The organism is Pseudomonas sp. FG1, assembly GCF_034313875.1.
GTDB lineage: Bacteria > Pseudomonadota > Gammaproteobacteria > Pseudomonadales > Pseudomonadaceae > Aquipseudomonas > Aquipseudomonas veronii.
In genome coordinates, this window is the sequence record NZ_JAVIWP010000001.1 from 97,832 (window position 1) to 121,314 (window position 23,483).

A 23,483-nucleotide genomic window follows, 5' to 3' on the forward strand; every position below is an offset into this window, starting at 1 on the left:
TGGATAAACCACCGACTTCTGCGCGCACCGCCCTGCATGACAGTAGCGCATTGCGTCACCGCCCTGCACCGGCGTGGGTATTTCATGCCCAACTATCCGGCCCGCCTTCGCCCATTAAGCGGATAGCCCGCCGTCTCGGCGCAGTCGCTTAATGGCTGACCCGTTCAGCCATTATCAAAAGGTGCGTCCCATGAGTGGTGCAAGAAGCGTCGAGCAATGGAAAAGCTTCATCGACAGCTGCCTGGATTTCCGCCCCGCCGATGAAGTGTTCCGCATCGCCCGCGACATGTTCACCGAGCCGCAACTGTTCGACCTGGAGATGGAACTGATCTTCGAGAAGAACTGGATCTACGCCTGCCACGAAAGCGAACTGGCGAATAACCACGATTTCGTGACGATGCGCGCCGGGCGCCAGCCGATGATCATCACCCGCGACGGCGACGGCCAGCTCAACGCGCTGGTCAACGCCTGCCAGCATCGCGGCACCACCCTCACCCGCGTCGGCAAGGGCAACCAGTCGACCTTCACCTGCCCGTTCCACGCCTGGTGCTACAAGAGCGATGGCCGGCTGGTGAAGGTCAAGGCGCCGGGGGAATACCCGGAAGGTTTCGACAAGGCCACGCGCGGCCTGAAAAAGGCGCGCATCGACAGCTACAAAGGCTTTGTGTTCATCAGCCTGGACGTGAACGGCACCGACAGCCTGGAAGACTTCCTCGGCGACGCCAAAGTGTTTTTCGACATGATGGTCGCCCAGTCCGCCACCGGTGAGCTGGAGGTGCTGCCGGGCAAGTCCGCCTACACCTACGACGGCAACTGGAAGCTGCAGAACGAAAACGGCCTGGACGGTTATCACGTCAGCACTGTCCACTACAACTACGTGGCCACGGTGCAGCACCGCCAGCAGGTCAATACCGCGAATGGCACCGCGGCCGGCACGACGCTGGACTACAGCAAACTCGGCGCCGGCGACGCGGATACCGACGACGGCTGGTTCGCCTTCAACAATGGCCACAGCCTGTTGTTCAGCGACATGCCCAACCCCACGGTACGCTCCGGCTACGCCACCATCATGCCGCGCCTGGTGGCAGAACACGGCCAGCCAAAAGCCGAGTGGATGATGCATCGCCTGCGCAACCTGAACATCTACCCGAGCCTGTTCTTCCTCGACCAGATCAGCTCGCAGTTGCGCATCATCCGCCCGTTGGCGTGGAACAAGACCGAGATCATCAGCCAGTGCCTGGGGGTGAAGCACGAGTCCGACGCCGACCGGGAAAACCGCATCCGCCAGTTCGAGGACTTCTTCAACGTCTCGGGCATGGGCACGCCGGACGATCTGGTGGAGTTTCGCGAGGCCCAGCGCGGTTTCCAGGGCCGCCTGGAGCGCTGGAGCGATATATCACGCGGCAGCCACCGCTGGGCCACCGGGCCAACGCCGGACAGCGAAGCCCTCGGCATCCAGCCCGCCATGACCGGCACCGAATTCACCCACGAAGGCTTGTACGTCAACCAGCACCGCAACTGGCAGCAGTTCCTGCTCAACGGCCTCGACCAACGCGCGCTGAAGCTGCGGGAGGTGGAATGATGAATGCGCCATTGCAGTACCGGATCGAGCAATTTTTCTATCGCAAATCCGAGCTGTGCGACGCCCAGGACTGGGACGCCTACGTGCAGCTGTTCGACCCGCAGAGCGAATTCCACCTGCCGCAATGGGACTCCGAACACGTCTACACCCGCGACCCCAAGCGCGAAATGTCGCTGATCTATTACGCCAACCGCTCGGGCCTGGAAGACCGCGTGTTCCGCCTGCGCACTGGCAAGGCGGCGTCGGCCACGCCCATGCCGCGCACCTTGCACCTGATCCACAACGTGCGTATCGCCGAGCAGGCGGACGGCACACTGGAGGTGCGCTTGAACTGGCACACGCTGTTCTATCGCCTGGCCACGTCGGAGCAGTTCTACGGCCACGCGACCTATCGCCTCAAGCCGCATGGCGACAGCTGGCTGATCACCCGCAAGCACGCGTTGTTGCTCAACGACACCATCAACTCGGTGCTGGATTTCTATCACCTGTAACGCTGGCGAACGCCCCCTTGTAGGAGCGAGCTTGCTCGCGAAGGACGTCAACGATGACGCGGGCATCCTGAATGTACGCGGCGTCCTTGAGTTTTTCGCGAGCACGCTCGCTCCTACAAGGGTTCACACATGAACCCACGGAGTACTGGGGATGAATCACAAAGTGGCCTTCAGTTTTGCCGACGGCAAGACGCTGTTTTTCCCGGTGGGCGCGCATGAAATCCTGCTGGATGCGGCCCTGCGCAATGGCATCAAGATTCCGCTGGATTGCCGCGAAGGCGTGTGCGGCACCTGCCAGGGCCGCTGCGAGAGCGGTGAATACAGCCAGGACTATGTGGACGAGGACGCCCTCTCCAGCCGCGACCTGCAACAGCGCAAGATGCTCAGTTGCCAGACCCGGGTGAAGTCGGATGCGACGTTCTACTTCGACTTCGATTCCAGCCTGTGCAACGCACCGGGGCCGGTGCAGGTGCGCGGCACGGTGAGCGAGGTGCGGCAGGTCTCGACCGGCACGGCGATCCTGCAAGTGCAGCTGGACCAGGCGCTGGACTTTCTGCCGGGCCAATACGCCCGCCTGGCGGTTCCGGGCACCGACAGCTGGCGCGCATATTCCTTCGCCAACCGGCCGGGCAATCAGCTGCGGTTTCTGATCCGCCTGCTGCCCGACGGGGTGATGAGCAACTACCTGCGCGAACGTTGCCAGGTCGGCGATCCGCTGCTGATGGAGGCGCCGCTGGGTGCGTTCTACCTGCGCCATGTCAGCCGACCGCTGGTGCTGGTCGCCGGCGGCACCGGGTTGTCGGCGTTGCTGGGCATGCTCGATGAACTGGCGGCCAACACCTGCGAACGGCCGGTCCACCTGTACTACGGCGTGCGCGGCGCCGAGGACCTGTGCGAAGCGGCGCGCATCGAGGGTTACGCGTCCACGCTCGCGGATTTTCGCTACACCGAAGTACTGAGCGACCCGCCGCCCGCATGGCCCGGCAAGCGTGGCTACCTCACCGAGCATTTCGACCTGGCCGAATGGCGGGACAGTTCGGCCGATATGTACGTGTGCGGGCCCCCTCCGATGGTCGAATCCATCCAACAATGGCTGGTGGATCAGGCACTTGATGGCGTTCAGTTGTATTACGAAAAGTTCACGCAGAGTAATATCTGACCCCTCAGCACTTCTGAGGGGTTGGGCGCGGCGTGCAATCAACCCCAAGAAAAACAAGTAGAAGGGAATGTTAATGGCGGATGACATGGTTAACCCGGTAGGCCTCAAGCGTGGCCTGAAGAACCGGCATATTCAGCTGATTGCCTTGGGCGGCGCGATCGGTACGGGGCTGTTCCTCGGCTCGGCCGGCGTGCTCAAGTCGGCGGGGCCGTCGATGATCCTCGGCTACGCGATTGCCGGTTTTATCGCGTTCCTGATCATGCGCCAGCTCGGCGAGATGATCGTCGAAGAGCCGGTAGCCGGTTCGTTCAGCCACTTTGCCCACAAATACTGGGGCGGTTACGCGGGCTTCCTGGCGGGCTGGAACTACTGGGTACTCTACGTGCTGGTGGGCATGGCCGAACTGACGGCCGTGGGCAAGTACATCCAGTTCTGGTGGCCGGAGATTCCGACCTGGGTCAGCGCACTGGTGTTCTTTGTCGCGGTGAACCTGATCAACACCCTGAACGTGAAGTTCTTCGGTGAGACCGAGTTCTGGTTCGCGATCATCAAGGTGGTGGCGATTGTCGGCATGATCGTGCTCGGCTGCTACCTGTTGTTCAGCGGCACCGGCGGCCCGCAAGCATCGATCAGCAACCTGTGGAGCCACGGCGGTTTCTTCCCCAACGGCGGCATGGGGTTGTTAATGTCCATGGCGTTCATCATGTTCTCGTTCGGTGGCCTGGAGCTGGTGGGCATCACCGCCGCCGAGGCCAGCGAGCCGCGTAAAGTGATCCCGAAAGCGATCAACCAGGTGGTGTACCGCATCCTGATTTTCTACGTCGGCGCGCTGACCGTGCTGCTCTCGCTGTACCCGTGGGATCAACTGCTGCAAACCCTCGGCGCGTCGGGCGATGCCTACAGCGGCAGCCCGTTTGTGCAGATCTTCTCGCTGATCGGTAACGACACCGCCGCGCACATCCTCAACTTCGTGGTGCTGACCGCGGCGCTGTCGGTGTACAACAGCGGCGTGTACTGCAACAGCCGCATGCTGTTCGGCCTGGCCGAGCAAGGCGACGCGCCGAAAGCGCTGATGAAACTCAACAAACAAGGCGTGCCGCTGCGGGCCCTGGCGATTTCGGCGCTGGTGACACTGCTGTGCGTGGTGGTCAACTACGTCGCGCCGCACAGCGCGCTGGAGTTGCTGTTCGCGCTGGTGGTCGCCTCGCTGATGATCAACTGGGCGCTGATCAGCCTGACCCACATCAAGTTCCGCAAGGCCATGGCCGAGCAAGGCGTGGTGCCGTCGTTCAAGACCTTCTGGTTCCCGTTCAGCAACTACCTGTGCCTGGCGTTCATGCTGATGATCATCAGCGTGATGCTGGCGATTCCGGGCGTTCGCGATTCGGTGTATGCGATGCCGGTTTGGGTGGGGGTGATCTACATTGCCTACCGCTTGCGGATCAAAAACGCGAAAGTGGCAGTGACGCAATAACCTAGGTGGGAGGGAGCTTGCTCCCGATGGCGGTGTGTCAGTCAGTGGATGTGTTGGCTGTCACACCGCTATCGGGGGCAAGCCCCCTCCCACATTTTTGGTTGCATTCCAAATGAAAAGCCCCGGTGATCCGGGGCTTTTTGTTTAGAGCGTGGAACGTACTCGCCACAGCTCGGGGAACAGCACCGTGTCGAGCATCTTGCGCAGGTAACCCACGCCCTCGGTGCCGCCGGTGCCGGGCTGGAAGCCGATGATCCGTTCCACCGTGGTCACATGGCGAAAGCGCCATTGGCGGAAGGAGTCTTCCAGGTCGATAAACTTTTCGGCCAACTGGTACAGGTCCCAATAACGGCTCGGGTCGCGGTAGACCTCGCGCCACGCCGCTTCCACGGAGGCATCGTGAACCGTCGCCGCCGTCGGGTCGCGTTCGCCGCGTTGCGGGTCGATCGTCAGGCCGGCCTTGACCATCAGGTTGATCGCCTCGTCGTACAGCGACGGCGTGGCAATCGCCACCTGCAGTTCTTGCAACAATTGCGGGCGATGGGCGTGAGGCCGCAACAGCGCCGGGCTTTTGTTGCCGAGGATGAATTCAATCTCACGGTACTGGAACGACTGGAACCCGGACGATTGGCCGAGGAACGGGCGAATCGCCTTGTACTCCGACGGGGTCATGGTCGCCAGCACCGCCCAGGCGTGTACCAGTTGATCGAAGATCCGCGAGACCCGCGCCAGCATCTTGAACGCCGGCGGCAACTCGCCCAGGCGCAGGTGTTCGCGGGCGGCCTTGAGTTCGTGGAGCATCAGTTTCATCCACAGCTCGGAGGTCTGGTGCTGGATGATAAAGAGCATCTCGTTGTGGTCCGGCGACAGCGGGTGCTGGGCGCTGAGGACTTTGCCCAGGTCCAGGTAGTCGCCGTAGCTCATGGACTCGGAAAAATTCAACTCGGCGTTATGCCATTCTTCCGGCGGTTGCTGATCGGCATGCTTATAGTCTGGAGAGAAGGGACATTGGCTCATCGTGCGGGCTCCACAAGCGGGCGCAGGATTGCGCGGACAGGGCTGGCGTCGAGGTGGGCAAACCGCAGCGGCAGCGCGATCAGTTCATAGTCGCCCTCCGGCACGTCATCGAGCACGATGCCTTCGAGTATCGCCATGCCATGGCGGGCCACGGCGTTGTGAGAATCCATGGTCTTGGACTGTTGCGGGTCCAGGGACGGCGTGTCGATACCGACCAGGCGCACGCCCAGGCTGGCGAGCAGCTCGATGGTCTGCGGAGCGATGGCGGTGAAGTTCGCATCCCATTCGGTCAGCGGCGCCTGTGGATAAGTGCGCAGCAACACACGTTCCGGCAAGTTATCCACACGCCCTTGCAACTGCTGCGGCTGCACCAGCGCGCCGCTGTCCAGGCAATGCAACACGCGGCACGGGCCCATGTACACGTCCAGCGACACCTCGCCGATCGGCGCGCCGTCTGCGCTGTAATGCAGCGGCGCATCGACATGGGCGCCGGTGTGCGGCGACAAGGTAACGCGCCCGACATTCACCGGGCACTCCGGGCCGAACTGCCACACGCGCTCTTCCTGGAACGGCGTATCCCCCGGCCAGGTCGGGGTCGCCGTACTCAAGGGCGGGCTGATGTCCCACCACGTTTTTATTGGGTTCATATCAAGGCTCTCGGTCGTGACTGAAGTGAATGATACGAGGGCCAGTCGTGAATTTTCTTGCGAATTCCTGCGACAAGCGGGAAATCTTTCGCACTTAATGCGAAGAAACGGCTTATCTACGCTCAAAAGTGTCGCCTAGCCACAGTGGAGCTGCCACCGAGGGTCAATGTGGGAGGGGGCTTGCCCCCGATAGCAGTGTGTCAGTTGACACATGTGCTAGCTGATCCGCAGCCATCGGGGGCAAGCCCCCTCCCACATGAACTTCGCGGTTCCCGGACAATCGCAGTCCCTGCGCTTCTGGGCATCCCGATGTCGAGTTCAGACCACTGGCGCAACGCCCAAGGCCTTAGGGTGCATCTTTCCATTCCCTGCCTCGGAGTCATCATGTCCAAGCCCATCACCGTACTGCGCGACACCCACCCCTTGCCGGTCCTGGATGCCTGCAAATGGGAAAAGCTCGAAGGCGACCCGCACACCGTCAACCTCAACGCCTACACCAGCGAAGACGGCAGCAAGATCATGGGCACCTGGATCTGCACACCGGGCAAGTGGTACGTGGAATACGTGAAGTGGGAATACTGCCATTTCCAGGAAGGCTACTGCGTGATCACCCCAGAAGGCCTGGAGCCGATCCATTTGCGCGCGGGGGATATCTTTGTGGTGGAGCCGGGGATGAAGGGGACGTGGGAAGTGGTCGAGACGGTGCGTAAGTATTTTGTGTTTGCCTGAACCGCAATAAATAGTGGCGAGGGAGCAAGCGCCCTCGCCACAGGCGGTATCTATTTGGGCTTGCGGTAGCTGTTGATGATCGCCGAGAAGTCCTTGCCCCCTTCCCCGCGCTGGCTCATCGATTGATACAACTGCTGGGCCACAGCACCGAGGATCACCGGCTGGTGCGCCTGGCGCGCAGCTTCGGTGGCCAGCCCCAGGTCCTTGAGCATCAGGTCGGCACCGAAACCACCGGTATAACCCCGCGATGACGGCGCGGTTTCGATCACGCCCGGCCACGGGTTGTACGTGTCGGAACTCCAGCAGCGCCCGGTGGAGCTGTTGATGATGCCAGCCAGCACCTGGGTGTCGATGCCCAGCGCATCGCCCAGGGCCATCGCTTCGCTGACGCCGACCATGCTGATGCCCAGCAGCAGGTTGTTGCAGATCTTGGCGATCTGGCCGGTACCGACGTCGCCGCAACGCACAATGTTGCGGCCCATCTGCGCCAGCACCGGTTGCAGGGTGGCGAACAAGTCCGCGCTGGCGCCGACCATGAAGGTCAGCGTCCCGGCTTGCGCGCCGCCAGTGCCGCCGGAGACCGGCGCATCGGCGACGGCCACGCCTTGCTTGGCTGCCGCCGCCGCGACATCGCGGATGGTCTGCGGGTCGATGGTGCTGCAATCCACTGCCGGCACGCCTTGGCCGATACCGGCCAAAACGCCGTCTTCACCCAGCCAGACACTGCGCACATGGGCAGCGGCCGGCAGCATGGTAATCACCAACTCGGCACCGGTGGCCGCATCGCGCGGTGAACCGCTGATGCTGCCGCCCAGTTCGGCCAGTTCCTTGAGTACCGCCTGGTTCAGGTCGAACAGGTTCAGCGCGTGGCCGGCCTTGATCAGGTTGCGGGCCATGGGCGCGCCCATGTTGCCCAAGCCGATAAATGCAATCTTCATGCTCGTCTCCCGGAATCAGCGCAGGTTGATGGTGGTGTTGACGCCATCGTTGACCGTGTCGTCATCGAACCAGCGGCTGGTGACGGTTTTGGTCTGAGTGTAGAACTGCACCACTTGCTTGCCATACGGGCCGAGGTCGCCGAGCTTGGAACCGCGCGAACCGGTGAAGCTGAAGAACGGCACCGGCACCGGGATCGGGATATTGATGCCGACCTGGCCGACGTCGATTTCGCTCTGGAACTTACGCGCCGCCGCCCCGCTCTGGGTGAACAGGCCGGTACCGTTGCCGAACGGGTTGGCGTTGACCAGCGCGATGGCCTCATCGAGGGTGTCGACTTCCAGCACCACCAGCACCGGGCCGAAGATTTCCTGGGTGTAGATCTGCATGTCGGTGGTCACGCCCGAGAACAGCGTCGGGCCGACGAAGTTGCCTTGCTCGAAGCCCGGCACTTGGACATCACGCCCGTCCAGCTCCAGCTTGGCGCCTTCTTTCACGCCGCTTTCGATCAGTTCCAGAATGCGCGCCTTGGCACGCTTGGAAATCACCGGGCCGACATCCGTGCCCGCTTCGCTGCCGGCATTGACCTTGAGCTTCTGCGCCAACGCCTTCAGATCGGGCAGCCATTGCTTGGAAGCGCCCACCAGCACCACCACCGAAGTGGCCATGCAACGCTGGCCCGCCGCGCCGAAACCGGCACCGACCAGGGCGTTGAGGGTGTGTTCGCGGTTGGCATCCGGCAACACCACCGCATGGTTCTTGGCGCCCATCATCGATTGCACGCGCTTGCCGTGTTTGCCGGCCAGGTCGTACACATGGGTGCCCACGGCGGTCGAACCGACGAACGACACTGCCTTGATGTCTTTATGTGTGCAGAGCGCATCCACCACGTCCTTGCCGCCGTGTACCACGTTGAGCACGCCGGCCGGCACACCGGCTTCCAGCGCCAGCTCCACCAGCAGCATCGTGGACAGCGGGTCTTGCTCGGAAGGCTTGAGGACGAAGGTGTTACCGCAGGCAATCGCCATCGGGAACATCCACAGCGGAATCATCGCCGGGAAGTTGAACGGAGTAATCCCGGCGCACACGCCGATGGGTTGGCGCAGGGTGTAGGTATCGACACCACCGGCGACGTTTTCAGCGAACTCGCCCATTTGCAGGGTGCCGATGGAGCAGGCGTGCTCCACCACTTCCAGGCCACGGAAGATATCGCCCTCGGCATCGGCAATGGTCTTGCCCTGCTCGGCGCTGAGGACCACGGCGATGCGCTTGGAGTGCTCGCGGATCAAGGCTTGCAGCTTGAGCATGATACGCATGCGTGCGCCGATCGGGGTCAGCTTCCAGGTCTGGAAGGCGCGATGGGCGGCGTCGATGGCAGCGTTGACTTCTTCAGCGGTGGCAAACGGGACTTTGGCCAGCACTTGCTGGGTCGCCGGGTTGACGATGTCTTGCCAGTGGGTGGTCTTGGACTCGACCCATTCACCGTTGATCAACAACTTGACCTGTTGCACGGAAATATCGGCAGATGCGTTCATGTGGTCTCCAATTTGTATTTATAGGCAGAGAACCAAGGCGTTGAATCGCCTTGAGGATGAGGCGTTCGGACTGTTTTTGGAGTATAGATGTGCAAACTTCTAATAAGAACGCACATAAAAGCCGGTCCAATATGCAAAAAAACATCACATCACTGGGTTCCCTGAACTGGGACGACCTGAAGTTTTTCCTCGAAGTGGCCCGCACCCGCAAGGCCAGCGTCGCCGCCAAGCGGCTGGCGGTGGACTACACCACCGTGTCGCGGCGCATCAGTTCACTGGAAGTATCACTCGGCACCCTGCTGTTCGAAAAATCCCGGACCAGCGGTTTCGTCCTCACCAACGAAGGCCAGCGCTTGCTCGGCTACGCCGAATCCATCGAAAGCACCTTGCACATGGCCTGCGAACAAGTCTCCGGCTCCGGCGTGGCGCTGTCCGGGCATGTCCGCATGGGCTGCACCGAAGGCTTCGGCAGCTTCTTCGTCACCCCGCAGTTGAGCCACTTCGTCGACACCTACCCGGCGATCTCGGTCGACATCCTGCCCCTGCCCCACTTCATCAGCCTGTCCAAGCGCGAAGCCGACATCGTCATCGCCCTGGAACGCCCGGAACACGGGCCGTATGTGTGCTGCAAACTGTGCGACTACAAGTTGCAGCTGTACGCGACCCAGGACTACCTCGACCAACACCCACCCATCCACCGCCCGACGGATCTGGCCGAGCATCCGTTCATCAGCTACGTCGACGACCTGGCCTTCAGCTCGGAGCTGTTGTACCTGGCCAACGTAGTCCCCGGCGCCAGCGCCAGCCTGCGCAGCACCAGCGTGATCGCGCAGTACGTGGCGGCGCAGCAAGGACGGTCGATGGCGATTCTGCCGTGCTTTTTGGCGGCGCAGGATCCACGGCTATTGCCGGTGCTCGGGGAGCAGATTGCGGTTACGCGGCAGTTTTGGATGTATTGCCGGGAGGATTTGAGGAAGTTGAAACGGATTACGTTGTTGTGGGACTACATACGCGAGGTGACGGAGCAGAATCGGGGGTTGTTGATGGGGGAGACGCGGGAGATGCGGTTTGCGGATTAAAGGGCCAGCAACGACGATTCGCTTTAAATTGCAGGACGATTCCTAGAGAATCTCCAGCCTATTGCGCCATAGAATTTGAGTGTCTAGCCTCCTCGGGTCGCTGCAAAACAGCGGTTGGGTTTAGCGACCCGAGAAACGTAGGTATGACCTCCTCAACTACTTTGGCTGGCATTTTTTGCCAGCTTTATCGTGTTATGGCGGCTGTGCGCGGGAGACCTTCGGGGTCTACCGGGTTCCTAGGTTACCGGTTCGCTAACCTGCGTACAGCTGCCACCTCTCCATGTTTAGCGACATGCCGTGGCGGTTTCTACTTCTTAACCTAAGAGAAACACCATGACCAAAATCGTCCCCGATCCACCGCTTTCTGCCTTCACCACCCTCGGCGTCGTCACCTTCGGCGACTACGGCGAAAACGAAAAACCACTGTTCCGCGTCAACGCGGGCATGCCGCTCGGCGAAGCGCTGGAACACGCCTCTACCCTGCTTTACTACGCCAAGAAACTCGCGATGGAAGCCGCCATGGATGTGCGCGGCGAGCAATACGCCTGGGCGGCGCATTATCTGTGTGAGATGGGCAAGGCGGTGGTGGATGACTTGACGCAGGCGCTGACGCCGAGCAGTTAAGCGAACACGGTATAAATGTGGGAGGGGGCTTGCCCCCGATAGCAGTGTGACAGCCAACACATCTACTGGATGACACACCGCCATCGGGGCAAGCCCCTCCCACATTTGGATTGCATTTCATACATTGGAACGGGCGAAGTCGCTTAGTCGGTACTTACCACAATCGACACCCGCCGATTCTCGGTGCGCCCTGCGGCGGTGTCGTTGGCGGCCACCGGCTGGCTGCTGCCCAGGCCGCGCAGTTGGATGTTTTCCTCCTTCATCCCCACGCGGGTCAGCACCGTGGCCACGCTTCTGGCGCGGCGCAGGGACAGTTGCTGGTTATAGCTCTCTTTGCCCGAGGCGTCGGTGTGGCCGTCTACCCGCACGCGGTCGATGCCCACGTCCAGCAACGCCTTGCCGATGCGCTCGACGATGTCCGTGCTGGGGGCGTTGAGGCTTTCGACGTCGCTGCCGAACAGCACTTTGCCCGACAGGCCGAACGCCCAGCCGTCGTCGGTCAGTTCGAAGCCTTGTTGCTTGAGGACGGCGACTTGCGCCGGACTCAGGCCTTTGGGAGGGGGTGTCTGGCAGCCGCTCAGGGCCAGCAGGGCCACGAATAAGGTGATAAACACAACGCGTGCAGTCGAGAACAAGGGATCAACTCCTGTGGTGAACGTTGACGACGGGGAGCTCCGCCTCCGCCGTTTGCTGGCCGCCCAGTGACAACCGTTTGGCCTGGTACATCGCCGCATCGGCGGCGTTGAGCAGGGCGCCGGGGGTGACGCCATGATCGGGGTAGATGGCGATGCCGATACTCAGGGAGGTCAACACGTGGGTGTCGCCCGGCACCGGAATCGGTATGTCCATGCTGGCAATGATCTTGTCGGCGATGCGCTGGGCATCTTCTAGTTTGTGCAGCGGCGAGAGCAGGATGGCGAACTCGTCGCCGCCCAGGCGTGCCACCAGGTCGTCTTCGCGCAATTGCGCGCGCACGCGCGTGGCAACCGCCACCAGCACCGCATCGCCGGCGGCGTGACCGAAGTTGTCGTTGATGTCTTTGAAGCGGTCACTGTCGAGAAACAGCACCGCCACCCGCTCGTTGGCCTTGGCGGCGCTGCGCAGGGCACGGATCAGGCGGCCTTCGAAGAACGCGCGGTTGGGCAGGCCGGTCAGGCTGTCGTGATTGGCCTGGTGGGCAAGGCTTTCGTTTTCGCTTTGCAGGTGGTTTTGCCAGGCTTGCATTTCTTCCAGCAGGGCATTGAAGTCGTTGCCCAGGCTGTCGAGTTCGGCGATTTGTGCCCGTGGCACGCGGCGGTCGAAGTCGCGCTCGATGCGCGCGGCGTGGGCCACCGCCGCGAGGCTGTGCAACGGCCCGGTAATCCCCTGCAACAGGCGCCGCGCCAAATGCACGGCGACCCAGGCGCTGAGGACGGTGCAGATCAGAATCCCGGCCAGGCCGCTGAGCAAAAAGCGCAACAGGCTGGCGCCGTGACCGGTCAGGTGAATGCTGCCGATGGTGCGCCCCTGGTGAACGATCGGCTGGCTGATCGGCTGTTCGAGCAGAGAATGGGCCAGTTGCAGCTCGACCCGGGACAACATCCCGGTGTCCGGCCGTAGCCACTGCGCCAGCAGCCGGCCGTTGGCGTCGAAGACTTGGGCCTGGGCCACTTCTTCGGTGGAGGCGATCAGGCTGAGGGCTTCGGTGGCCGCCGCACGGTCGTTGAACACCACAGCCGCTTCCACGGTGTAATTGATGGAGCGTGCGATCAGGTGCAGGTTGTGCTCGGCATACACGCGCAGCGCCAGCACCCCGAGCAAGGTCAAGGACACACTGGCCAGCGTCACCGCCACCAACGCCAGGATCAAGTGCCCGCGGCCGATGACCGAGCGCAGGGTCGGTTGCGCTTTCGTCCATCTCATGACGCAGGCGCTCGACGGCGCGACAGCTGCAACACGCTGGGGTGAATACGCACGCCGCTGCGGGCCACGGAGTCGAGGTTGACCTCGAACGACACCTGCTCATCGCCCACCCGCAGGCAGAACAGACTGCCGACGGTGCATTGGTCGCCGCCTTCGCTGATGCTCAGCACCGGGTGGCCCATCAACGACGCAAACAAGCGGCTGCGCTCATCGGCATTGAGTTCGCCGATGTACACAGCGTCGCAGGCATTGACGATATCGGGGTTGTCGGCCAGCAGGCGCTGCACCACCACCGGGCGACCGGTGGCTTGGGTGGTGCCTTTGACCAGGTCGTCGGTGTATTGGGTCGGCCCGACGACGCACAGGCGCAGTTGCGCCGGTTCCACCGGCCAGCGCGCATAACTGAGGATACCCAGCACCACCTGGGTCACCGCCTGGGCACGGGAGTCGGCCATGCCCACGGGGCTGGCCGTCTGGGCAAAAGCACGCGGCGCGAGCAGGCACAGCACGGCCACCAGTAACATGCGTCTCCAGCTCAAGCGATGCTCTGTGGACGAGACAGCCACGTTCATGCAGCGATTCTCTCAGGTGTCAACGAGGGGTGATGCCGCAACGATAGCACAGCGGCGGAAAGCCCCGCGAGGCTACGCCTCGAAGGGTCCCGCTATTTTTTCAGAAAAATATGACACTCAAATCCGAAATACCAAATGACCGATCAGTCAGGTTTCCCGGGCTCATGCCCCAACTCCAGCATCAACCCGCTCAAGCGCTTGACCTTGCGCCGCACGGCTTCTTCGAACACCCCGCCGCGTGGCTCGATCAGGCTGAACCAGCGCTTGGCGCGGGTGATGCCGGTGTAGATCAGTTCTTTGGTGAGCACCGGGTTCAGCGCATCCGGCAGGATCAACGCGGTGTGGGTGAACTCGGAGCCCTGGGATTTGTGCACGGTCATGGCGTACACGGTTTCCACATCGTTGAGCCGGCTGGGCAGCACAAAGCGCACGCCGCCCTGGCCGTCGTTACGCGGGAAGGCCACGCGCAACACGTGGGGGCCGCCGGCGCTTTCGGGCAATTTCAGGGCGATGCCGATGTCGCCGTTCATCAGGCCCAGGCCGTAATCGTTGCGGGTCATCAGCACCGGGCGACCTTCGTACCACTGCTCGTCGCCGTCGATCAGCCGCGCTTTGCGCAAGGCGGCGGTGATGCGCAGGTTCAGCCCTTCCACGCCCCAAGGGCCCTTGCGCACGGCGCAGAGCAGTTGGAAGGCGTCGAAGGCGTGCAGCAGTTGTTGCGCCCAATGGGTCCAGGCGGGGTCGTCACGCGGGGTGTCGAGAGACGGGCGCGCGGCGTGCAGCAGGTTCAGGTAGGCACGGTAGCCCTCGGCACCATCGCCCGGTCCGTCGAGCACCAGGCGTTCCAATGCGTGGTCGTGTTCGCCCTTGAGGCTGACGCAGAACAAGTCGCGGTGGCTGCCCGCGGCCAGTAACCGTCGGGCTTCTTCGGCGTTCTGCTGGTTGACCCAACGCGCCAGTTGGCCGATGCCGCTGCCTTCGCCGAAGCGCCGCGAGTAGCGCAGCATCACCACTTGCTGGGCCAGCGGATGGCTGCCGTCGCGGTCTTCCTGCAGGCCGCTGTTGCCCAGGTCTTCACCGCTGACCGCTTGCAGCCATCGGCGGGTGTCGGCGCTGTACCAGCCGGCCTCGGCGTCGCGGCACAGGTCGCCGAGTACGGCGCCGGCCTCGACCGAGGCGAGTTGGTCCTTGTCGCCCAGCAGCACCAAGCGCGCGTGCGGCGGCAAGGCATCAAGCAGGTTGGCCATCATTTCCAGGTCGATCATCGAGGCTTCATCCACCACCAGCACATCCAGCGGCAATGGATTGCCCAGGTGATGACGGAAGTGGCGGGTGCCCGGGCGGCTGCCGAGCAGGCGGTGGACGGTGGTGACCTGGGTCGGGATTTTTTCCCGCACGTTGTCAGGCACATTCAACGACAGCACTTGCTGGCTGATGGACTCGGTAAGCCGTGCGGCGGCTTTACCGGTGGGCGCCGCCAGACGAATGCGCAACGGGCTGCCGGCTTCCACGGCCGGCGCCTGCAACAGCGCGAGCAAGCGCACCACGGTGGTGGTCTTGCCGGTGCCGGGGCCGCCGGTGACGATACTGAACGCCCCGCGAGTGGCCAGGGCGCAGGCGAGTTTCTGCCAGTCGATCACGCCATCGGGCGGCGCTTGGTCGAACAGGCCGTTCAGGCGCTGGGGCAGATCGGCGGCGAGGCTTTCTGCTGTGGCCAGGCGCAGGCGCAAGGCCGTGTCGATGCGCCGTTCGTAGGTCCAATAGCGGCGCAGGTACAAGCGTTTGCCAGACAGCACCAACGGGCGACTTTGCGCGGCCTCGCTGCCGTCGACGGCCAACGCGACCAAGGGGCTGGCGGCCAGGGCGTGGCACCAATGCGCGCCGTCCAGGCCCGCGAGCAGTTGCGACGGCAGCAGCATGGTGCCGGTTTGCAGGTCGCCTTCCGGCGGCAGGGACAGGGCGAAATCCGGTGCCTTGAGGGTTTCGAACAGGTCCAGGCACACATGGCCGTGGCCCAGTTGATGGCTGGTCAGGGCCGCGGCCAGCAACACCAAGGGGTCGGCCTGCGGGTCGAGTTCGTGCAGAAAGCCGACGAACGCCTTATCCAGCGCGCGCAGCCAGCCACGCTCGACCCAACGTTCGAACAGTTGCACCAGATCGGCGGCGCGGCTGAGGGGCATCAGTGCCTCCAGCGGTAACGGCGACAGGCTCATAGCAACACTCCTTGTTCCCAGGCGGGCTCAGCCTTGGGCGGTAACGATTGGCCTTGGAACATCAGGTCCAGGCTCTCGATCAGCGCCCGTGGCGGCCGCGTGAAGTACGCCCCCTGGCTGGCGGCCCGAGTGCCGCGCAGGAACAGATAGAGCGCGCCGCCGACATGGCGGTCGTAGTCGTAATCCGGCAGGCGTGCCTTGAGTTGGCGATGCAGGGCCAGCAGGTAAAGCACGTATTGCAGGTCGTACCGATGCTCAAGGATCGACTGTTCCATGGCGTCCTGGGTGTAGGCCGAATCATCGGGGCCGAGCCAGTTGGATTTGTAGTCGGCCACGTAATAACGGCCGTCGTGCTCGAAGGTCAGGTCGATGAAGCCCTTGAACATGCCGTTGAGCAACACCGGTTCCGCTGCGACGCGGGAGACGCCGTTGTGGGTGTACTGGCACACCAGCTTGTCGAGGGCGAGCACGTCGACTTTATGGCTGGCGAACCAAAACTCCATTTCGATCTGGTAGTGCTGCAGGCCGCTGAGCGTGACCTGATCGTTATCCAGCGGCAGCGGTGTTTGCAGCAGATGGCCGAGCCAACCGCTGAGGGTGATGATCCAGCCTTCCCAGTTGCGGCGGTTGCAGCGCGCGCCCACGGCCTTTTCGATAGCCTGCGGGGTCACGTCGAAGCCGTCTTCGCCTGCCCACTCCAGCAGGCCATGGAGGAAGGTGCCGGGGTTAGGGCCGCGTGGGAAACGGTGAATATCGCTGCCGGACGCAGCCGCTTCACGCGGTGCGTCAGGGTCGAGGCGTTCGTCGTCGAACAGCTTCTGGGCTTGCGGGCTTTCCGGCGCTTCGAGGCTGGCGGCGCTCATGCTGTCGCCGATGCGCAAAGCGCTATAGGACGCGATCCACCAGTTTTCCGCAGCCTTGCGTTTGGGCAGCAAGGGCGCGAGCAGCGTGGCTTCGTTACGCGGCGGGTGGAAAACGCTGGCGTGGGCTTCGGGCATCGGCGTGTAATGCACGGCGGCACAGCCTGCCTGCAGGTCCAGCAACCAGCGCGCCACGTTGGCGGACTCCGCCAACGTGGCGCCGGCGCCGAGCAAATAGCCCAGCGCCGACAGGTGCAGCACCGAGCTGCTGTTGTTGCCGCGCTTGAGGTCGGCAATGCCCAGCCAGCACGCATGTTTGGCGCGGGTCAGGGCGACATAGAACAGACGCAGGTCTTCGGCCAGGCGCTCGTCATCGGCCTGGGCGATCAACTCGGTGGTCGGGCGCAAGCTCACCTGCGACTTGCCGTTGGCATCGTGGTAATGCAGCGGCAAGCGGCTGCCATCCACCGGTTTGGCCGAGCAAATGAAGGGCAGGAACACCAGGTCGTATTCCAGGCCCTTGGATTTGTGGATGGTCACCACCTTGACCAGTTGCTCGTCGCTTTCCAGGCGCAGGATCTGTTCTTCACCGGCCTGCCCCGACAGCGCGAGGTGTTCGGCCAGGTGGCGGATCAAGGCCTGTTCACCGTCCAGTTCGGAGGCCGCCTGTTGCAGCAGTTCGCTGAGGTGCAACAGGTTGGTCAGCACCCGCTCGCCATCGCTGCGGGCGATCAGGGTTTGCGGCAGTTTGAAGTCGTGAAGCAGGCGACGCAGCATCGGCAGCACGCCTTGGCTGCGCCAGATCGCGCGGTAGCCACGGAACTGCATCACGCGGCTTTCCCACGCCAGTTCGTCCTGGTTCAGACGCTCAAGTTCCGGCAGTGACAGGTTCAAGGTGACGCAAGCCAGCGCGGCGCGCAGCGGGCGTTCGACGTCCGGTTCGGCACAGGCCTTGAGCCAGGCCAGCAGGTCGTGCGCCTCTTGGGCGGCGAACACCGAGTCCTTGTCCGACAGGTACACGCTGCGCACGCCACGGGCGGCCAACTCACCGCGCACGGCTTGGGCTTCCTTACCGTCGCGCACGAGGATGGCGATGTCCGACGGCAACACGCCATCGAAGCTGCCGTCGGCGTGTAGGAAACCAGCGCGGCCTTGCTGCCCGCCGTTGAGCAATTCGACAATCTGTGTGGCGCAGGCAGCCGCCAGTTGCTGGCGATAAACCGCGTTGGAAATCGGCTGATCGGTGGGCAGGTGCCAGAGGTTCAGCGCGGGCAGCGTCTGACCATCGACCTGCAGTTGCTCCTTGCGGCCTTGGGACAGCACCGGCTGGAACGGCACCGGGTTTTCGCCACTCGGCTTACGGAACAGAAACGCGCCACGCCCGGTTTCCGCACGCTGGAACACATGGTTGACCGCCTCGACCATCGCGTGGCTGGAGCGGAAGTTGGTGCCCAGGGTGTGATGCCGGCCGGTGGTGGATTGGCGCGCGCGCAGGTAGGTGTAGATGTCGGCGCCACGGAAGGCGTAGATCGCCTGCTTGGGGTCGCCGATCAGGAACAGGCCGCTGTCGAGGTGGTTTTCTTCGATGCGGTAGATGCTGTCGAAGATGCTGTATTGCACCGGGTCGGTGTCCTGGAACTCGTCGATCAGGGCGACCGGGAACTGTTCGCGGATCACGCTGGCCAGACGCTCGCCGCCGTCGCTTTGCAGGGCGGCGTTGAGGCGGATCAGCATGTCGTCGAAGCCCATTTCGGCGCGCCGGCGTTTTTCATCTTCGAAGCGTTTGCCGACCCACGCGGCGGCGTGTTGCAACACGGCGGCGTCGGGGGTGGGCAGCGCATCCAGGCTGGCCTTGAGGCTGGCCATGGCGTCGATGCCCGGATGATGCGGCGGCTCGCCCTTCCAGGCTTCGGCCATGCCGTCCGGGGTCAGGCGAGTGAAGCCGGTGCCGATGTCCAGCTGTTCGAGGGATTCGTCCGCGGCCCAGGCGCTGATCTTTTCGAACCAGGGTTCGAAGTAACGCGCTTGCATCTTGCGCCCATCGACGGCTTTGGCGGCGACGGCTTGCAGGCAGATCTCGCGCAACTCGTCGGCCCATTGCTGCCACGGCGCCTTGAGGGCGACCAGGGCGGCGCGGCGTTCTTGCAGGCACGCAGCGATCAACTCGGCCGGCTCGCGGCTTTCGCCGCTGGGCCGTTCGCTGCCGAACAGCGCGCGCACCCGTGGCATCAGCGCGGCCGGGCCACCCCAGTTGTTGCGCACCCAGTTGAGCGCATCGTCGTGCATCGGGTAGCAAAACAGCCGCCAGTAGTCGCGCAGCACTTCGCCGAGCAGGTCGCTGTGGTCGGTTTCCAGGGTCTGGGTGAACAGGCTGCCGCTGTCGAAGGCGTGTTCGCGCAGCATGCGCTGGCACCAACTGTGGATGGTCGAAACGGCGGCTTCGTCCATCCATTGCGCGGCGATGTCCAGACGGTTGGCGCAGGCCGGCCATTGCGCAGGCGGGTATTGATCGCGCAGTTCGGCGATCAGGGCGTCGGGCTGTTGGATCTCATCGCGAAAGAACCGCGCGGCTTCGGCCAGGCGGATGCGGATGCGTTCGCGCAGTTCCTTGGTGGCGGCGTCGGTGAAGGTCACCACGAGGATCTGCGGCGGCAGCAGTTCGCGGCCGAAGCCGGCGTCATCGCCACCGTGGCCGAGCACCAGGCGCAGGTACAGGGCGGAAATGGTGAAGGTCTTGCCGGTGCCGGCGCTGGCTTCAATCAGCTGGCTGCCTTTGAGCGGGAAGGCCAGGGCCAAGGGTTTGCTGCTCATGCGCCGGCCTCCTCGCCAGTGAGTGATCGCCAGGCGGCGTTGATCAGGGGCCGGTATAAGGTTTCGCACCAGCCTTCGAATGCTTCGCTGGCCACCAGGGCCGCATAGTCGGGGAATTGCCGGGTCAGCGCGGGGCTTTCGCGGCGCTCGCCATCGGTGTTGATGCCATCACCTTCGTAGGCTTTGCTCGCGGCCGCCGCAGCTTTGGCCGGGTCGGTTTGACCGAGCCAGGCGAACGCGGTTTTAACCGCGACGGGCAGCGGTTTGGCCATGCCGACGTGCCAGGCCAGCAGCAGGTCGCCGAGGATGTCCTGGGCGCTGGAGGGTTCCAACGGGGCCAGCAACAAGGTGTCGTCGCTGGCCACCAGCGCAGTACTCAACGGCAGGCCGCAGGCGCAGGCCACCAAGTGGTTGACCCACGGGCGAATCAGCCGATGCCACTTGCGGGTCTTGATCGAGCCGATGCTGTTGGGGATGGTGGTGACGCTCAACAATCCGCCATCACTGCGCCGATGCAGGCCGCTGATCCAGCCTTCGAGCTGAATGCCTTGATGCTCGAAACTGATCGGTTCCGCGCCGGTGTGCGGAGTGGGCCAGAGGGCCAGCAGTTGTTGATAGCGTTGCAGCAGGCCGGGCAAGGGCTCGATCAGTTCGTTGCGCAGACACTCGCCGAAACCGACCATCGGCAGCAGGCCGCTGCCTTGCAGGCGACGGGCCTGGGCGGCGAGCGCCTGGTCGACATGATCGGGCTGGCTCAGCGCGGCGTTCAGCAGGCTGTCGCTCAGGCTGTAGCGTTGCAGGGCGTCGAGGACAAAGGGTTCCTCATCGGCCAGCGGCACTTCGGCAGCCTCGAAGAATACTTTCAGACGCTGGCTGAAGAAGTGTTTGACCGGGTTGCGCAGGAAGTCCTGCAACTGGCCGAGGCTCAGGGGTTCTTCCTGTCGATGGGCCGCCAGTTCGGTGTTGTCTGGCGGCGCATCCGTGACTTCGTGCAGCAACTGCCATTCGCGGGCGTAGCTGAACAGCGGGTCACCGGCATGGAAATAGCGCGCGCTGAAGGGTTGGAGCGGGTGTTCCTGGGTCATCGCGTCAAGCAGCGGTGCGTCGCTTTGGCTTGACTGCCAGCCGCTGGCGAGATGATCGCGCAGTTGGCCGATCAATACCGATGCCGGGCGCTCGCTGTTGTCGCGAATGCTGCGGCCGACCCAGCTGATGTAGAGCTGGTCGCGGGCTGACAACAGGGCTTCAAGCAGCAGGTAGCGGTCGTCTTCGCGGCGTGAGCGGTCGCCGGGGCGGTAGTCGCTGCCCATCAGGTCGAAATCCAGCGGTGGTTGGGCGCGTGGGTAGTCGCCGTCATTCATGCCGAGCAGGCAGACCAGCTTGAACGGGATCGCACGCATCGGCATCAGGGTGCAGAAATTGACAGCTCCGGCGAGGAAGCGCTGGGACAGGCGCCCTTGGTCCAGACCGGCTAGCCACGCCTCGCGGACTACAGTGAGCGGTAACTCGTCCTGCAGGCCGACGGATTCGCAGGTTTCCAGCCAGGTTTCGCGGAGCTGTTCGAGCTGGCCCAACAGGTAGTCGTCGTGTTCGCTGCTGGGCAGGAAAAACAGCTGCATCAAGCGTTGCAGGCGCTCGCCCCATTCTTGCGGAGCCGCAGGTTGCGACAAGGCTTGGTGGGCGTCGCTGAGTGCGTCGAGCAACGCGACCAGCGGGCCGATCAAGGCCGCGTCGAGGCCGCCGATTTCGTCGTAGGGCTCGATGCCGTCACAGGCGACACCCGTGCCCACGGCATAACCGAGCAGCATACGGCGCAAACCAAATCGCCAGCTGTTTTGCTCCAGCTCGTGGGGCAGGCCAAGACCGGCACGTTGTTCGGCATTGAGGCCCCAGCGGATGCCGGCACCTTCGATCCAGCGATGCAGCGTCGGCAGGTCGCGCTCCTTGATGGCGAAGCGTTCGCGCAGGGCCGGGACGTCGAGCAGGTCAAGGATTTCACTGACCGGGAAGCGGCTGTCGGGGAGCTTGAGCAGGTGTTCGACGGCGATCAACAGCGGGTCGCGGCCGCGTTGGCCCTGGTCGGTGAGGGTGAAGGGGATGAAGCGCGGATCATTGCGGTCCAACTGGCCGAACACCGCGCGAATGTGCGGCGCGTAACTGTCGACGTCGGGGACCATGACGATGATGTCGCGAGGACGCAACGCCGGATCGGCGCTGAAGCGTTGGAGCAATTGGTCGTGGAGGATTTCCACTTCGCGTTGGGCGCTGTGGGCGATGTGAAAGCGGATCGAGGTATCGCGCTGCAGATCGACGGCGGGCCAGAGGTCGCGGGTTTCGTTGAGCGGGCGCAGTTCGAGGATATCGTCCTGGAGCTGGTTGAGCAGTGTGGTCGGTTCGCCGTCGCTGAACAGGTCGATGCGGCCGTCGCGGAAGGCAGCGCGGTAGCTGTTGGGATCGTCGTAGCTGTCGAGCAGGCTGATGTAGTCGCGACCTTGTTTGCCCCAGGCGGCGAGCAACGGGTGAGCATGCTGGTGCAGGGTTTGCGGGTCGATGGTGACCGGCATGCCGGCTTTGCGTGCCTGGCGTTTGTATTCGTTACGCAGCAAGTCCTTGTCGGCCACGATGTCGGACCAATGGTGGCGACAGGGGTTGTGGACGCAGAGCAGGACCTGACTGAAGCGCGCCAGGCCGGCGAGCGCTTCGAGTGCTTGGGCGGGCAATGAGGAAATGCCGAAAACAATCACTCGGGAAGGCAGCCCTGGCGGCGCTTGCTCAAGGCTATTGATCCGTTCGATAAAGCGCTGATGCACACCGGCACGGCTTTGCGCCATGCCGGCTTCGCCCACATCCAGCAGCAGGGCGCGCCATAACTCGGCTTGCCAGCAGTTGGCGGGGTCGAGGGGTTTGGATTCGCCGCGGCCGTTACGCAGTTGATGGCGGCCGGCGGCCCAATCTTCCAGCCAGTCGGCGCGGTAGACCTGGTATTGGTCGAACAGGTCGGCCAATCGCTCGGCGAGTTGGTAGCGTTTGCGCAGGTCGGAGTCGTCCGTGAGGAAGCGCTGCAGCGGCTCGAAGTGCGGTTGATTGATCAGCTCGGGGAGCAGGCGCATCAGGCGCCAGGTCAGCGGGGCTTTATCGAGCAGGGATTTGGGCGGGATCTCGTCGCGCCCCAGGACCATGCGATAGAGCTGCCACATGAAGCTGCCCGGCAGTTGCACGTCGATCGCCGCAGCAATGCCGCAGCCACCCATGTCGTCATCTTCCGGATCTTCGGCCAGGGCCAGCTTGAGCCATTGGGCGATGCCGTTGCTCTGGACCAGAGCGATTTCATTTTCCAGAGGGGCCAGGGGATAACGGCGCATCCAACTGACCACCAGGCTGCGCAGTTCATCCAGGCGGTTACCGTGAACCACCATGAATCCTGCGCTGAGAGGCATCGCATCCGGCATAACGGCTTCCTTGGCAAAAGCAAAATCGAGGCATGGACTTTAGCACTGAAGGCCGTCCGATGAGCCACTTGACCCTTTCCGACCGCCCAAAACAAAACCCCTGTCTGCGTGAGCAAACAGGGGTTCTGGAATTTAATCTTGACGATGACCTACTCTCACATGGGGAAACCCCACACTACCATCGGCGATGCATCGTTTCACTGCTGAGTTCGGGATGGGATCAGGTGGTTCCAATGCTCTATGGTCGTCAAGAAATTCGTGTACTGAGTCGTGGCCAGCTGGCCTCGCTTCAGCAAATTGGGTATGTGATAGTTTTCGGTGTTTTGTAAGAGTCGAACTTTCGGTTCGTTTCGTCTTCACACACCGCAATCTGGTCTCTTTCGAGTTCGCAAATTGCTTGGGT

17 protein-coding genes and 1 rRNA gene are annotated in these 23,483 nt (G+C 63.1%); 7 read left to right on the forward strand and 11 right to left on the reverse strand.

Annotation, left to right across the window (positions count from 1 at the left end):
• The first annotated feature begins 190 nt into the window (after nt 1-190).
• The 4 genes from antA to RGV59_RS00515 all read left to right on the forward strand — a co-directional run bounded on the left by antA (nt 191) and on the right by RGV59_RS00515 (nt 4,706).
• Entirely contained in the window at nt 191-1,582 is a 1,392-nt protein-coding gene (antA, locus tag RGV59_RS00500; RefSeq protein WP_126586676.1) for an anthranilate 1,2-dioxygenase large subunit, read from the forward strand.
• On the forward strand, nt 1,582-2,073 hold the full coding sequence (antB, locus tag RGV59_RS00505) for an anthranilate 1,2-dioxygenase small subunit (RefSeq protein WP_017849473.1): 492 nt from the start codon (nt 1,582-1,584) through the stop codon (nt 2,071-2,073). Before antA ends, antB begins: the two co-directional genes overlap by 1 nt.
• 151 nt (nt 2,074-2,224) lie before the next feature.
• Nucleotides 2,225-3,232 (forward strand): anthranilate 1,2-dioxygenase electron transfer component AntC, encoded by a 1,008-nt coding sequence (antC, locus tag RGV59_RS00510; RefSeq protein ID WP_126586678.1) that lies wholly within the window; start codon nt 2,225-2,227, stop codon nt 3,230-3,232.
• 73 nt (nt 3,233-3,305) lie between these two features.
• Nucleotides 3,306-4,706, forward strand: a complete 1,401-nt coding sequence (locus RGV59_RS00515) for an amino acid permease (protein ID WP_046488225.1) — start codon at nt 3,306-3,308, stop codon at nt 4,704-4,706.
• A gap of 144 nt (nt 4,707-4,850) precedes the next feature.
• Here RGV59_RS00515 and kynA read toward each other — a convergent pair whose 3' ends face one another.
• Together kynA and kynB are read right to left on the reverse strand one after the other, a co-directional pair.
• Nucleotides 4,851-5,723, reverse strand: coding sequence for a tryptophan 2,3-dioxygenase (kynA, locus tag RGV59_RS00520; RefSeq protein WP_017849477.1), 873 nt, complete (start codon nt 5,721-5,723; stop codon nt 4,851-4,853).
• Nucleotides 5,720-6,370 carry an arylformamidase gene (gene kynB / locus RGV59_RS00525; RefSeq protein WP_104904462.1) on the reverse strand — a complete coding sequence of 217 codons (651 nt, stop codon included), beginning with the start codon at nt 6,368-6,370 and terminating at the stop codon, nt 5,720-5,722. Before kynB ends, kynA begins: the two co-directional genes overlap by 4 nt.
• Before the next feature lie 384 nt (nt 6,371-6,754).
• Here kynB and RGV59_RS00530 point away from each other — a divergent pair, with 384 nt between their 5' ends.
• Nucleotides 6,755-7,099 carry a cupin domain-containing protein gene (locus RGV59_RS00530; protein WP_010566207.1) on the forward strand — a complete coding sequence of 115 codons (345 nt, stop codon included), beginning with the start codon at nt 6,755-6,757 and terminating at the stop codon, nt 7,097-7,099.
• 50 nt (nt 7,100-7,149) lie between these two features.
• On the opposite strand, the gene mmsB is transcribed toward RGV59_RS00530, so the two are convergent.
• A complete protein-coding gene (gene mmsB, locus RGV59_RS00535) occupies nt 7,150-8,037 on the reverse strand; it encodes a 3-hydroxyisobutyrate dehydrogenase (protein ID WP_017849480.1) in 888 nt (295 codons plus the stop codon).
• A 15-nt stretch (nt 8,038-8,052) separates the two neighbouring features.
• Nucleotides 8,053-9,570, reverse strand: coding sequence for a CoA-acylating methylmalonate-semialdehyde dehydrogenase (locus RGV59_RS00540; RefSeq protein ID WP_017849481.1), 1,518 nt, complete (start codon nt 9,568-9,570; stop codon nt 8,053-8,055).
• Between the two features lie 131 nt (nt 9,571-9,701).
• Here RGV59_RS00540 and RGV59_RS00545 point away from each other — a divergent pair, with 131 nt between their 5' ends.
• Both RGV59_RS00545 and RGV59_RS00550 read left to right on the forward strand, forming a co-directional pair.
• Nucleotides 9,702-10,649, forward strand: coding sequence for a LysR family transcriptional regulator (locus RGV59_RS00545; protein WP_046382067.1), 948 nt, complete (start codon nt 9,702-9,704; stop codon nt 10,647-10,649).
• A 333-nt stretch (nt 10,650-10,982) separates the two neighbouring features.
• Entirely contained in the window at nt 10,983-11,273 is a 291-nt protein-coding gene (locus RGV59_RS00550; RefSeq protein WP_017849488.1) for a DUF3077 domain-containing protein, read from the forward strand.
• 143 nt (nt 11,274-11,416) lie between these two features.
• On the opposite strand, the gene RGV59_RS00555 is transcribed toward RGV59_RS00550, so the two are convergent.
• The 7 genes from RGV59_RS00555 to rrf form a co-directional block, all read right to left on the reverse strand.
• A complete protein-coding gene (locus RGV59_RS00555) occupies nt 11,417-11,908 on the reverse strand; it encodes an OmpA family protein (protein ID WP_126586680.1) in 492 nt (163 codons plus the stop codon).
• A 4-nt stretch (nt 11,909-11,912) separates the two neighbouring features.
• Nucleotides 11,913-13,175: a diguanylate cyclase domain-containing protein gene (locus RGV59_RS00560; RefSeq protein WP_046382064.1), complete on the reverse strand. Its 1,263-nt coding sequence runs from the start codon at nt 13,173-13,175 to the stop codon at nt 11,913-11,915.
• Nucleotides 13,172-13,747 carry a YfiR family protein gene (locus RGV59_RS00565; protein WP_026140348.1) on the reverse strand — a complete coding sequence of 192 codons (576 nt, stop codon included), beginning with the start codon at nt 13,745-13,747 and terminating at the stop codon, nt 13,172-13,174. The genes RGV59_RS00560 and RGV59_RS00565 overlap by 4 nt, the downstream gene beginning before the upstream one ends.
• 143 nt (nt 13,748-13,890) lie before the next feature.
• On the reverse strand, nt 13,891-15,960 hold the full coding sequence (gene recD, locus RGV59_RS00570; protein WP_046488236.1) for an exodeoxyribonuclease V subunit alpha: 2,070 nt from the start codon (nt 15,958-15,960) through the stop codon (nt 13,891-13,893).
• Nucleotides 15,957-19,631: an exodeoxyribonuclease V subunit beta gene (gene recB, locus RGV59_RS00575; RefSeq protein ID WP_126586682.1), complete on the reverse strand. Its 3,675-nt coding sequence runs from the start codon at nt 19,629-19,631 to the stop codon at nt 15,957-15,959. The genes recD and recB overlap by 4 nt, the downstream gene beginning before the upstream one ends.
• On the reverse strand, nt 19,628-23,080 hold the full coding sequence (gene recC, locus RGV59_RS00580; protein WP_126586684.1) for an exodeoxyribonuclease V subunit gamma: 3,453 nt from the start codon (nt 23,078-23,080) through the stop codon (nt 19,628-19,630). The genes recB and recC overlap by 4 nt, the downstream gene beginning before the upstream one ends.
• Before the next feature lie 136 nt (nt 23,081-23,216).
• Nucleotides 23,217-23,332 (reverse strand): 5S ribosomal RNA (gene rrf, locus RGV59_RS00585).
• Nucleotides 23,333-23,483 lie beyond the last annotated feature (151 nt).

Coding starts and splice junctions, on each gene's coding strand:
- RGV59_RS00530 (WP_010566207.1), top strand. CDS start 6,755: ATGTCCAAGCCCATCACCGTACTGCGCGACACCCACCCCTTGCCGGTC.
- RGV59_RS00540 (WP_017849481.1), bottom strand. CDS start 9,570: ATGAACGCATCTGCCGATATTTCCGTGCAACAGGTCAAGTTGTTGATC.
- recD (WP_046488236.1), bottom strand. CDS start 15,960: ATGAGCCTGTCGCCGTTACCGCTGGAGGCACTGATGCCCCTCAGCCGC.
- kynA (WP_017849477.1), bottom strand. CDS start 5,723: ATGAGCCAATGTCCCTTCTCTCCAGACTATAAGCATGCCGATCAGCAA.
- RGV59_RS00565 (WP_026140348.1), bottom strand. CDS start 13,747: ATGAACGTGGCTGTCTCGTCCACAGAGCATCGCTTGAGCTGGAGACGC.
- RGV59_RS00545 (WP_046382067.1), top strand. CDS start 9,702: ATGCAAAAAAACATCACATCACTGGGTTCCCTGAACTGGGACGACCTG.
- RGV59_RS00560 (WP_046382064.1), bottom strand. CDS start 13,175: ATGAGATGGACGAAAGCGCAACCGACCCTGCGCTCGGTCATCGGCCGC.
- recB (WP_126586682.1), bottom strand. CDS start 19,631: ATGAGCAGCAAACCCTTGGCCCTGGCCTTCCCGCTCAAAGGCAGCCAG.
- antC (WP_126586678.1), top strand. CDS start 2,225: ATGAATCACAAAGTGGCCTTCAGTTTTGCCGACGGCAAGACGCTGTTT.
- kynB (WP_104904462.1), bottom strand. CDS start 6,370: ATGAACCCAATAAAAACGTGGTGGGACATCAGCCCGCCCTTGAGTACG.
- RGV59_RS00515 (WP_046488225.1), top strand. CDS start 3,306: ATGGCGGATGACATGGTTAACCCGGTAGGCCTCAAGCGTGGCCTGAAG.
- recC (WP_126586684.1), bottom strand. CDS start 23,080: ATGCCGGATGCGATGCCTCTCAGCGCAGGATTCATGGTGGTTCACGGT.
- antA (WP_126586676.1), top strand. CDS start 191: ATGAGTGGTGCAAGAAGCGTCGAGCAATGGAAAAGCTTCATCGACAGC.
- RGV59_RS00550 (WP_017849488.1), top strand. CDS start 10,983: ATGACCAAAATCGTCCCCGATCCACCGCTTTCTGCCTTCACCACCCTC.
- antB (WP_017849473.1), top strand. CDS start 1,582: ATGAATGCGCCATTGCAGTACCGGATCGAGCAATTTTTCTATCGCAAA.
- mmsB (WP_017849480.1), bottom strand. CDS start 8,037: ATGAAGATTGCATTTATCGGCTTGGGCAACATGGGCGCGCCCATGGCC.